The sequence below is a fragment of the Flavobacterium sp. B114r genome (assembly GCF_056824125.1).
Window position 1 is genome coordinate 4,144,278 of sequence record NZ_CP124858.1, and the last position, 12,210, is coordinate 4,156,487.

General features: G+C 32.9%; 10 protein-coding genes. 4 read left to right on the plus strand and 6 right to left on the minus strand.

Going from position 1 to position 12,210, the window contains the following annotated elements; translation table 11 throughout:
* Positions 1–333: 333 nt before the first annotated feature.
* The 3 genes from lon to QLQ94_RS17630 all read right to left on the minus strand — a co-directional run bounded on the left by lon (position 334) and on the right by QLQ94_RS17630 (position 4,012).
* The gene (gene lon / locus QLQ94_RS17620; protein WP_482497982.1) at positions 334–2,787 is read right to left on the minus strand and encodes an endopeptidase La; all 2,454 of its coding nucleotides are present in this window, start codon (positions 2,785–2,787) and stop codon (positions 334–336) included.
* A gap of 240 nt (positions 2,788–3,027) precedes the next feature.
* Positions 3,028–3,378, minus strand: coding sequence for a hypothetical protein (locus QLQ94_RS17625; RefSeq protein ID WP_271334700.1), 351 nt, complete (start codon positions 3,376–3,378; stop codon positions 3,028–3,030).
* A gap of 133 nt (positions 3,379–3,511) precedes the next feature.
* Positions 3,512–4,012, minus strand: a complete 501-nt coding sequence (locus QLQ94_RS17630; RefSeq protein WP_482499990.1) for a DUF6252 domain-containing protein — start codon at positions 4,010–4,012, stop codon at positions 3,512–3,514.
* 212 nt (positions 4,013–4,224) lie between these two features.
* On the opposite strand from QLQ94_RS17630, the gene QLQ94_RS17635 reads away from it, so the two are divergent.
* The 4 genes from QLQ94_RS17635 (at position 4,225) to QLQ94_RS17650 (ending at position 7,221) form a co-directional block, all read left to right on the plus strand.
* Positions 4,225–4,779: an RNA polymerase sigma factor gene (locus tag QLQ94_RS17635; protein ID WP_271334699.1), complete on the plus strand. Its 555-nt coding sequence runs from the start codon at positions 4,225–4,227 to the stop codon at positions 4,777–4,779.
* A gap of 84 nt (positions 4,780–4,863) precedes the next feature.
* Complete coding sequence (locus QLQ94_RS17640) at positions 4,864–5,406, plus strand: anti-sigma factor (RefSeq protein WP_271334698.1); 543 nt, start codon at positions 4,864–4,866, stop codon at positions 5,404–5,406.
* A complete protein-coding gene (locus QLQ94_RS17645; RefSeq protein ID WP_271334697.1) occupies positions 5,390–6,451 on the plus strand; it encodes a DUF4097 family beta strand repeat-containing protein in 1,062 nt (353 codons plus the stop codon). The genes QLQ94_RS17640 and QLQ94_RS17645 overlap by 17 nt, the downstream gene beginning before the upstream one ends.
* A gap of 35 nt (positions 6,452–6,486) precedes the next feature.
* A complete protein-coding gene (locus tag QLQ94_RS17650; RefSeq protein ID WP_482497984.1) occupies positions 6,487–7,221 on the plus strand; it encodes a head GIN domain-containing protein in 735 nt (244 codons plus the stop codon).
* Between the two features lie 88 nt (positions 7,222–7,309).
* On the opposite strand, the gene QLQ94_RS17655 is transcribed toward QLQ94_RS17650, so the two are convergent.
* From QLQ94_RS17655 to QLQ94_RS17665, 3 genes are all read right to left on the minus strand, one after another.
* Positions 7,310–8,629: an MFS transporter gene (locus QLQ94_RS17655; RefSeq protein ID WP_271334695.1), complete on the minus strand. Its 1,320-nt coding sequence runs from the start codon at positions 8,627–8,629 to the stop codon at positions 7,310–7,312.
* Positions 8,630–8,792: 163 nt separating this feature from the next.
* Complete coding sequence (locus QLQ94_RS17660) at positions 8,793–9,605, minus strand: M48 family metallopeptidase (protein WP_482497985.1); 813 nt, start codon at positions 9,603–9,605, stop codon at positions 8,793–8,795.
* An 86-nt stretch (positions 9,606–9,691) separates the two neighbouring features.
* Positions 9,692–12,091, minus strand: a complete 2,400-nt coding sequence (locus QLQ94_RS17665; RefSeq protein ID WP_482497986.1) for a glycoside hydrolase family 31 protein — start codon at positions 12,089–12,091, stop codon at positions 9,692–9,694.
* Between the last annotated feature and the right edge of the window lie 119 nt (positions 12,092–12,210).

Consider the following 12,210-nt stretch of genomic DNA (forward strand, 5'->3'; position numbering starts at 1 on the left):
AATACGCTACCTCTAATCTCACTCTTTATAAGGCGACTTGCAAGCGTGAGAAACCGTTACACAAGCAATTATTCTATAATACCACCTCAGAATTTAGATTCTATGTTTAAATAGCAATTAATTGAAATCTTTATCATAATTTATTGTATTTCCCCTCTTATACACCGCTAGTTTAACGTAACAAATCGTTTTTTAGGATGTTTTACATATGGAAATAACGCAATTATAAATATAAAATTATATAACTTCAGAAAATAATAAAAAAAAAATCCAAATCCCATTGAACAATTAGTCCTGGAATTTGGATTTTTAAGTTTATGATTTTAACTGAAACTATTTTAACTGCTTCGCGTTTTTAACATTCTGATCTGTTATTGCTAAAGCTAAAACTTCACTCATTTCTTTTACATAATGAAAAGTTAAGCCTTCTAAATATTCTGCTTTAATTTCATCGATGTCGCTTTTGTTCTCGTGACATAAAATGATCTCTTTAATATTAGCTCTTTTTGCTGCTAAGATTTTTTCTTTGATCCCTCCTACTGGTAAAACTTTTCCTCGAAGAGTTATTTCGCCGGTCATAGCTAAGCTTTTCTTTACTTTCTTTTGTGTTAGCAACGAAACCAAAGAAGTCAGCATGGCAATACCCGCGCTTGGTCCGTCTTTTGGTGTTGCACCTTCCGGAACGTGTAAATGGATATTATATTTTTGGAACAGCTCTACACTTAATCCTAATTTTTTAGCATTGGCTTTAATGTATTCTAAAGCAATCGTGGCAGATTCTTTCATTACATTACCCAGATTTCCGGTAATCGTCAAAGAACCTTTTCCTTCAGAGATCAATGATTCAATAAACAAAATATCACCACCAACACTTGTCCAGGCCAAACCTGTAACAACTCCGGCAACATCATTGTTTTCGTATTTATCACGTTCTAATCTTGGCACGCCTAAAACCTTAAGAATATCTTCGTCAGTCACTTTTTTATTGTACTCCTCGTCCATTGCAACTGATTTTGCTGCATTACGAATAACCTGAGCAATTTTAGTTTCCAGGTTACGTACACCAGATTCACGTGTATATCCTTCTACGATTTTCTCTAATTGTTTTTTACCAATTGTCAACTCCTTAGTTGTTAATCCGTGAGCTTCTAATTGTTTCGGAAAGAGATGCCTTTTAGCAATTTCTACTTTTTCTTCAATTGTATAACCTGACATTTTAATCACTTCCATTCTGTCACGCAAAGCGGGCTGAATTGAGCTCATATTATTTGAGGTAGCGATAAACATAACTTTAGACAAGTCGTATCCCATTTCAAGGAAATTATCATAGAAAGCATTGTTTTGTTCCGGATCCAACACTTCTAACAAAGCAGAAGAAGGATCTCCGCTATTACCGCTGGAAAGTTTATCTATTTCATCTAAAATAAATACAGGATTTGATGTTCCCGCTTTTTTCAAACTCTGGATAATTCTACCCGGCATTGCACCAATATAAGTCTTTCTGTGTCCGCGAATTTCAGCTTCGTCACGTAAACCACCCAACGAAATACGCACATATTCACGACCTAAAGCTTCGGCCACTGAACGGCCAATCGAAGTTTTACCAACTCCCGGAGGTCCTGTCAAACATATAATTGGCGATTTCATATCGTTACGAAGTTTCAATACGGCCAAATGTTCGATCATTCTTTTCTTAACTTCTTCAAGTCCAAAATGATCTTTATCTAATATTTTCTGAGCGTATTTTAAATCGAATTTATCTTTAGAATATTCGCCCCATGGCAACTCTAAAAACAATTCTAAATAATTACGCTGAATTCCGAAATCAGGCGATTGCGGATTCATTCTACGCATTTTAGACAATTCTTTTTCGAAATGCTTTTGCGTTTTTTCATCCCATTTTTTAGTTTTTGCCTTCAGACCCATTTCGTCCATTTCTTCCTCTTGCGAAACGCCTCCCAATTCTTCCTGAATGGTTTTCATTTGCTGATGAAGGAAATATTCACGTTGCTGCTGATCTAAATCAAAACGAACTTTTGACTGGATGTCATTTTTCAATTCTAATTTTTGCAACTCCACGTTCATATAACGTAAAGTCTCAAGCGCCCTTTCTTTTAATCCGTTTATCGATAACAAACCTTGCTTCTCTTTTACGGATAAATTCATGTTTGAAGAAACAAAATTGATCAAAAACGATTGGCTTTCAATGTTTTTAATAGCAAAAGTTGCTTCTGATGGAATGTTTGGGCTTTCTTTTATAATTTGAATCGCCAATTCTTTTACTGAATCTAAAATAGCTGTAAATTCAGTATCATTCTCTTCCGGACGTTCTTCTGAAACTTCTTTGATAGTTGCATTAATATAAGGATCCTCTGAAACGATCTCATCTATTTCAAAACGTTTTTTTCCTTGTAGAATAACGGTAACATTTCCGTCAGGCATTTTTAAAACACGCAGAATTCTTGCTACAGTACCTATTTTATGAATATCATCTTTTGACGGATCTTCATCTTCTTCATTAATTTGAGAAACAACTCCAATTATTTTACCGCCTGCGTTTGCATCGTTTATTAATTTAATCGATTTATCTCTTCCCGCAGAAATTGGAATTACAACTCCCGGAAATAAAACAGTATTACGTAATGGTAAAATAGGTAACGAAAGCGGAAGCTCTTCATTGTTCATTTCCTCTTCGTCTTCTGGAGTTAATAATGGAATCAATTCTGCTTCTGAATCAAATTCCTGAAGTGACAGATTGTCAATAGTAAGTATTTTATGGTCTGACATAATAGTATATAAGTCGTTTTGTCATTAAATTTTTAATCCTAACTTCAAATGTAGTCTTAGATTCATTAATATGTAATAAAAACATACTAAGCGTCTCATTTACAAGATAGATCTTTAAAAGAGACAATCACTGTGCCAAAATGGATAATATATTATCTATTTAGCGAGCCAATCTAGTAAAATCAAATTGTTTTACCAAAAAAAAATCCACCCAAAGGTGGATTCTTTTTTGCATAGTTACTAATTCAGGTCTACTATACTAATGTCAAAGGATCCTGTGATTGACTTTTTATTAATTTTATCAAAATCACTAACAACAAAACTATAACTGCCTTTCATGCGTGTTGCAGATTTCGAAGTAATAATAACCGAACCTGATTCTAAATTATACAGAGTACCGTTTATCCTGCAATAAGCACTCGCAACATGTACAGTATTCTCTCCGCCATTTAGTAAAACACTAGAAGCTGGATAAGTTCCAACTGAGTATGAGTGATCTATACTAACACCTATACTGTCTGCATTGTCGCCTTTCTTTTTCCCTACAATACTGTAATAAGGATAAGCTCCCAGGGAACTTATGCTGGCCACATCAATTTTGTCTTCAATAAACTCAACTCCGTCTATTTTTGCGGTAAGAAAATGATCAGGTTCTTCAATTGGTAAATTTTGTGTGTAAAATATATTCGTAAATGAATTATTAGTAATTACTTTTGTTTCTGTCCTATTTATTGCTCAACTCTCTAAATCCTGTAAACTGAAAGGTGCCTGAAATAGTTTTTTTGTCTTTGTCTACATCTGTAATTTTAACTATTGCTGTATCTGTATATCCCTGAATTTCAAAAAGTGCCGCGTCCTCCTCTGATATACTTGCAAATGCATCTCCTCCAATTTCTAAAGCATAAGCCAATATAAAATTTTCAGCATCTTCGTTACTGTTTTTCCATGTATATGTTCCTACTTTATTACTTGGCAGAATTATTTGAATTAAATCGCCTTTAGAAGATCTAATACCCTCAATTGCCACATAATCATCAGTTACAATAGCTTGTACCTGATCTCCCACAAAAGCATGTCCTCCCACTGTTGCAGTAAAGATTCCTGTATTAATTGAAGGGTTTCCGTTACCATTTCCGTTCCCGTTATTATAATTTAACCCATCCTCAAAGTCTTTGGTACAAGAATTAAAAGAGATTCCTAAAACAAAAAGTAAAAGGAATAAAATTTATTTTTTTTTCATAAATAATTTATTGTAAGGTTAAAATATTATACCGCTCAAAACTAAGTAAAAAATCTTACAATAAGTATGATTTGCAACTGTAAATTTTATCATATCTAAATTATTAAAGCTATTATCAAAAAAAATACATTTATTTTTATCCAAAGTGTAACAAATCAAAAAAAGCAAAGTCATTATTAAAAACTAGCAATCATTACTTGAATATAACTAACCAAAATATCGAAGAATTAATCGCGCTTTGTAAAGAAAACAATCAAAAGGCACAATTCGAAGTTTACAATCGTTACAGTAAAGCCATGTATAATGTGGCCTACCGTATTGTAAAAGATGAACATTTTGCACAAGACGTCATGCAAGAAGGTTTTCTTAAGGCTTTTACAAAAATTAATGATTACAGACAAGAAGTAGCTTTTGGAGCATGGTTAAAAAAAATAATTGTCAATTATAGTATTGACTTTTATAAAAAAAATAATGCGTTTCAGGTCGAAGACCTAAGTAAAACATTATATAAAATAGAAGAAAACGACAGCTTCTTTTCTGAAAATATAGATTTGAATTCACTTAAAGTGAAACAGGTCTTGGATTCAATTTTAAGTTTAAAAGACAATTACAGGATGGTGTTAACGCTCTTTTACATTGAAGGTTATGATCAGGAGGAGATTTGCGAAATTTTAAATATTTCCTATGCCAATTGCCGGACTACATTGAGCAGGGCGAAAGAAAGTTTGCGAAAAAAATTAGAGGAGATATGAGATTGCTGAAAACAAAAAGTTTGTGCGCACAAATGATTAAAAAAGCGATAGCAGATTCACCATTAAAAAATAAATTTTAGATATATGAAAAAGGAAAATGACGATTTAGATCAATTATTTGAAAAATTCGAGAATCAATGGGATGTTAAAAGAATGAATGCTGACCATCAGGTTGATTTCTTACACAAATTAAACAAAAAGAAACAACCTAAGAAAAAAAATAATGCCGTTTGGGCAATAGCTGCGTCGATTGTAGTATTGCTTGGGATCTCTTTGTTCTATAACAATAATGAAAAACCAAAGGAATTTAAATTCGCATCGAAAGAAACGCAAAGAACAGATTCGATCTTCAGTATTTTAATTGATAATGAGTTGGTTAAATTAAAAGAAAAAAGTTCGCCGGAAAATGAACAAATTATAAATGACGCGTTAAAGCAAATGAAAGTTTTTGATGCTGATTATACAAAAATTATAAAAGAAGTTCAGAAAAATGGCGAAAACAAACAGATTATTTACGCTATGATTAGCAACCTTCAAACCCGAATATCTTTTTTACAAACGGTATTACAGAGAATTGAAGAAAATGAAAAATTTAAAAATACTACAACACATGAAAAAACATTATAGCATACTAATCTTATTTCTTTTGATTCCTTTATTAGGATTTTCAAATGATGACAGCTTTATTTCTAAACAAAAAAACATCAAAAAAACCTATATCGTCAATTCCAATGCAGGAATAGACATCGATAATAAATATGGGAACATCACAGTAAGTACATGGGATGAAGACAAAATCGATGTTGACATTACAATAAAAGTTTCGGGAGGAAATGAAAATTGGGTCAATGAACGGTTAAATAGTATTGATGTTGATATTACTGCTCTTAAACATTTAGTTTCTGCGGTAACAAATCTTGGTAATTCCTCCTTAAAAAGCCGAGGAAGCAGCAACAGTTTTGAAATTAATTATGTAATTAAAATTCCTAAAAACGGAACTGTAAAACTTAATAATAAATACGGGAACATTACAACTCTCAATTTAGAATCTACTGCGGATATTTCTTGTAAATATGGTAAGATCATACTTGGCAAACTTAATGGCGACAGCAATAGAATCGAAATTGGATACAGCCAAAACTCGAGTATTGATTACATTAAAAACGGAAACATTGAAGCACGTTATTCAGGAATAAAAATAAATGAATCCGGAAATTTAAATGTCGATGCAAATTATACTGACGTCTCAATAATGGAGGGGCAAAACATTAAATTCAAAGGGAATTACGGCAGTTTTAAATTTCAAAAAATAAATTCACTCGTTGGCAGCAGTAATTATGTAACAATATCTATTGCAGAGATTTCGAGCAACCTGAATATCGATGCAACTTATTCTAAGATAAATGTAGAATCGCTTAATGAGAAATCAAAAAATGTAAATATCAATACAGGATATACAAACGTATCGCTGGGATACAATGCAAACTTTGCTTTTGATTTTGATATAAATACAAAGTACGGCAGCATAAAAAGTGATAGTTCTTTAGAAGTTTTCGTTAGTGAAATTAAAAATAATGCAAAAAGATTAAGTGGGTACAATAAGAAAAAAGGGCAAAATAAAGTCATTGTAAATTCTAATTATGGTAATGTAATATTAACCAAAAGGCAATAGTTTCGAAAATCAGTCAAAAAATAAAAATCAAAAAAATGAAAAAATCAATTCAATTATTAGTGTGTGGAGCGTTTTTAATAACTTTTATTGCAAATGCACAATGGTCATCTAACGATAAAAAGAAAGGAAATGGTAACATCGTTACTGAGACAAGAACAACAGCTGATTATGATGCTATAAAAATATCGGGCTCTTTTGATGTAGATTTAGTAGCAGGAAAAGAAGGAAAGATCATCATTAAAGGGGAAGAGAACTTAATATCAGCCATAAAAGTTGAAGTTGAAGGAGATGTATTGAAAATTTACACCGAAAAAGGCATAAATATCAGGCCTAGCATGGGTAAAAAGATCCAGGTAACTATACCATTTGAAAAAATATCTGAAGTGACTTTATCTGGTTCAGGAAACGTTCAGTCAAAAGATGTTATTAAAAATGATAAGCTTCTTGCTAAATTATCCGGTTCAGGAAATTTTTATCTTGCTGTTGATTCCAATACTTTAGAATTAAATCTAAGCGGTTCAGGAAATGTACGATTAAAAGGAAATGCAGACAGTTTTACTACAAAACTTTCAGGATCTGGCGATATTGACACTACCGATTTGCAATCAAAAATTGTTGATGTAAACGTTTCAGGGTCTGGAAACAGCAAAATTAACTGCAAGGAAAGTTTAACTGCACGAGTTTCTGGTTCAGGAAATATTAAATACACAGGGAATCCTGAAAAACGTGATGTAAAAGTTTCGGGCTCAGGAAATATCTCAAAAGTATAATTATCTAAAAAAAAACATCATCAATCAAACTATACAGCTTTGTCGTGTTTCATGACAACTTAAATCCCCGAAAGGCACTTTAATTAATTTAAAGTGCCTTTTTTGGTATTCTTCTCAATAGAAAAATGGCTGTGACAAAGAATATTCCCAAAATAACAATCGCAGAACGGGAACTTCCTGTAATTTGGTCTATAATTCCGTAAACACACATTCCTATTACGATTCCTATTTTTTCAGCAACATCATAAAAACTAAAAAAGGAAGCTGTATCTTCTGTTTCAGGTAATAACTTTGAATATGTAGAACGCGACAGTGCCTGAATTCCCCCCATTACAAATCCTGCAATAGTTGCGGCAATATAAAAGTGGATTGGCAAATAAATAAAATAAACAATCACACAAAATACTACCCAAATAGCGTTAATCACGATCAGGGTTGGAATATTTCCAAATTTAGCCGAGGCTTTTGAGGTTAATATTGCTCCGGCAACAGCTATTATTTGTATCAGTAAAATACTAACAATCAAACCAATTGTAGATTCTTCTTTAGACTCCCATTGAATTTCCTGGGCTCCAAAATAGGTGGCTACCAATAATACAGTCTGTACTGCCATACTTGAAACAAAAAAACCTCCCAAATAACGTTTTAGCGGAATGTTTTGTTTTAATAATGCCCAAACCTTCTTTAATTCATTAAAGCCATTAAAGATAGTTGATCTTGTTAATTTTTCATTATTGTTTTTTCTTCCATTCGGCAAGTAATAATAAGTATACTGACTGAATACGATCCACCAGACACCAACCATTACAAACGAATAACGCATTGCTTTCATTGCTGCTTCCCCGTCTGATCCCGTAATTCCAAAAAGCTTTGGTTTCATAATCATTGCCAGGTTGATGATCAATAAAATAACACTTCCAATATATCCTAACGAATATCCTTTAGCGCTAATACTATCTTGTTGCTCTTCAAAAGCGATGTCCGGTAAGTAAGAATTGTAAAAAACCAAACTTCCCCAAAAACCAATTAATCCTAAAAAATAAAAAGCCAATCCGATATAAATATTATCAAGGTCAAACCAATATAATCCGATACAAGATGTAGCTCCCAGATAGCAGAAAAACTTCATGAAAGATTTTTTATTTCCTACATAATCAGCAACTCCTGATAATAATGGGGACATAAAAGAAACAAACAAAAATGCCATCGCTGTAATAAAACTGATCAAAGCCGAGTTTTTCAAATGCATGCCAAAAACATCAATATAATGATCGCGCTTCGCAAATAAGGCTTCGTAAAAAATAGGAAATACTGCAGATGCAATTGTAAGGGTATAAACTGAATTTGCCCAATCATAAAAGGCCCAGGCGTTTAGCAGTTTTTTATCTCCTTTTTGTAAGTTTTTCATAGACATGGTTTTGTTAACAGGCTACGAATTTATCCAATTTTTATTATAATCAGGTAGAATTTTGATAAATCGTACATTAATAAATTATAAACAATTTTTACAAAAAAAAAGCTACTCTTAAAAGAATAGCTTTAATAACTTGTATTGAATAATGTAATATTTTTTATTTTATAACTCCTACTTTTAGTGCTGTTGCTTTTGCTTCCGGAATTAGCGATCTTATATTTGCAATTCTTGTTGCGTCAGAGGGGTGTGTACTCATGAATTCAGGTGTACCTCCAGCCCCAGATTTAGCAGACATTCTAGTCCAGAATACAATTGCATCATCCGGATTATATCCTGCAATTGCCATTAAGGTTAATCCTATTTTATCAGCTTCAGTTTCATTACTTCTGCTAAACGGAAGCATCACTCCTACTTCAGAACCAACACCGTAAGCTTGAGCAAATATTTGTCTGGTTACCTCAGATTTTGTGCTTGTTGCAGCATCTAATGCGGCGCTGCCAATTTGTTGCAATTGTGCGGCACTCATTCTTTGTGCTCCGTGGTTGGCTAATGCGTGCGAAACTTCGTGACCCATAACTGTGGCTAAACCTGCATCATTTTGAGTAATAGGTAAAATTCCTGAATACACAACAATTTTTCCACCAGGCATACACCAGGCATTCACTTCTTTACTGTCAACTAATTTATACTCCCATCGATAATCTTTTAAGTATTGCGACTGTCCTAAAAATGTCAGGTATTTTTCTGCAGCAGCTTTAATTCTCATTCCAACTGCTTCTACTCTTTTTGCATCTGCAGTACCTGTTATAACTTTATTTTCTGTTATAAAAGTATTATACTGTTGAAAAGAGGACGGAAACAATTCACTGTTTGAAACGAAATTTAGGTTTTTCTTTCCTGTAACAGGATTTGTAGCGCAACCAACTATCAAAACAGCTGTAAAAATTCCCAATATTAATTGTTTTTTCATGATCGATATATTTTTAAAACACACAAAAATACAATTATTATTACTTTATGATTTACATAATTAATCAGGAAAATACCAAAATTTACTTACTCTCCAATAATATGAAGTTCATTGAACTCTTTATCAACCAGTAAGAAATGATTCTCTTCAAAAGCGATGGCGTCAAATGCAACCTTTTCATTGTCGATTTCAATTTCTGTTACTTTAAATGGCAATCCAATTAAATTGATTTTATATTTTGAGTAAGGTGTATCGTATTTTCCTTCTTTATGAAGTTGAATTATAAGTTCTTTTTCTTTACCAATAGTTCGAAAAGACAAGAAGCTGTATCTACCTTTTTTATAGTCGTAACCATCTTGGGCATCTTCATAAACTACTGATTTTTCTTTACCGTTTTTAAAGTATAAATCAAGTGTTAATTCATCAAATTCAAATTCGCCAACATATTGCTGAACAGGATATTTTGGTATTATTGCACCTGCTTTTACAAATAGTGGAATTTCGTCAAATTTTGTATCTACCCATACTTCTCTTCCTCCTGTAGAAAACTCATTTGTCCAATAGTTATACCATTCACCTCTTGGGATATACATACGTCTACCTACAGCATTAGGTTCAAGAATTGGGCATACTAATATTTGATTTCCAAAAATGAATTCATCGTTACGATAATGCGTTTGCGTATCGTCCTGATCATAATATACCAATGGTTTCAACATTGGAATTCCTTCTTCAATATATTGCCAGAACATGGTATACAAATAAGGCAATAATTGATAGCGAAGACTAACGAACTTTCTGGTAATATTAATCACTTCTTCATCAAAAGCCCAAGGTTCCTGATTGCCATGGTCCCCGGATGAATGTGTTCTGCAAAAAGGATGAAATACTCCTAACTGAATCCATCGTGCGTATAATTCTCCGGTTGGCTGCTCAGCAAAACCTCCAATATCTGAACCTGTAAATCCCATTCCGGAAATACACATTCTTTGTACCTGAATATTAGCAAGCCACAAATGTTCCCAGGTTGCGACATTATCTCCTGTCCACGACGAAGTATAACGTTGTGCTCCTGAATATGCAGATCTCGTTATTACAAAAGGACGTTTAGGATATGCAAAGCGCTTCACGCCATGATAGGTCGCTCTTGCCATTTGTGTACCATAAATATTATGTGCTTTTCTATGGCTACAAGGATTTCCGTCGTAATCGTGGCGAACATCCATTGGAAATGTTTTATTTGGCACCTCCATAACTGCAGGCTCATTCATATCGTTCCAAACTCCTTTTACACCAATATCTGAAATTAATTCTTTAAATAATCCCGCCCACCATTCTCTAACTACGGGATTTGTATAATCTGGAAAATTACATTCTCCCGGCCATACTTTTCCTTTCATATAAGGTCCATCGGCTCTTTTACAGAAATAATCTTTTTCTAAAGCTTCCTGATAAACCCAGTAATCCTTATCTATTTTGATTCCCGGATCGATAATTACGACAGTTTTAAAACCATCTTCCGCTAATTCAGCCACCATTCGTTTTGGATCAGGAAAATAATCTTTATTCCATGTAAAACATCGAAACCCTTCCATATAATCAATATCCAGATAAATGGCATCGCAAGGAATTTTTAATTCTCTAAATTTTGACGTAATTTCTTTTACTTTACTTTCAGGATAATAACTCCATTTGCATTGATGATATCCCAAAACCCAAAGTGGCGGTAATTCAGGCTTACCCGTTAAGTCTGTGTATGTCGTAACAACATCTTGCATTTGAGGACCGTAAACAAAATAATAATTCATTTCGCCACCTTCTGCCCAAAAGCTGGTAACATTTCTTCTTTCCTGACAAAAATCAAAAAAAGTTCTAAAGGTATTGTCGAAGAAAATACCGTAAGATTGTTTGTTTTGCAGTCCTATATAAAAAGGAACTACTTTATATAAAGGATCTTGTTCTTTTTGATAAGCATATTGATCTGTGGCAAAATTTTCAAGTCTTTTGCCTTTTAAATTCATTTGCGTGGCTTTATCTCCTAATCCGTAAAAACATTCTCCGTCTTTAGAAGATTTACTCATTTTTACGATATTTCCACCGTATTCATAACTCTCTTCCCAATGAAAGCCAAGTTCGTCCTCCAGGATTAAAAGATCATTTAAATCATAAATAGACAAACGAAGATCGATTTTCTGAATTTTACATTTTACTTTACTTGTTCTGATCTGGAAATAAGTTTCTTCTTCTGTAAGTTCTAAAAAATTATAACCATGTAACTGCGATTTATCAATTGCATATGAAAAATCGTTACTGAAATAGCCTTTTGTAGTAAAACGAAAACGGATCAAACTGTCCCTTAGAATTGTAACTTTTAATATTACTTTATTGTGTGTATTAAAAAATATAGAATCTCCTTCATGTTCAAACGAAACAATTTTTGAGGGATATAAATCGCCTTTATATTCTAATGATGTATTTGTAATCATATCGCTAAATGAATTAATTATTCTGACTCTGTCTCTCTTTCAAACATACAAAAAAACCTCTTAAACGGCTATCAATAAAAGGTTTATTCACGAAAACGTTTTTTCTGAATGAGTCTCTA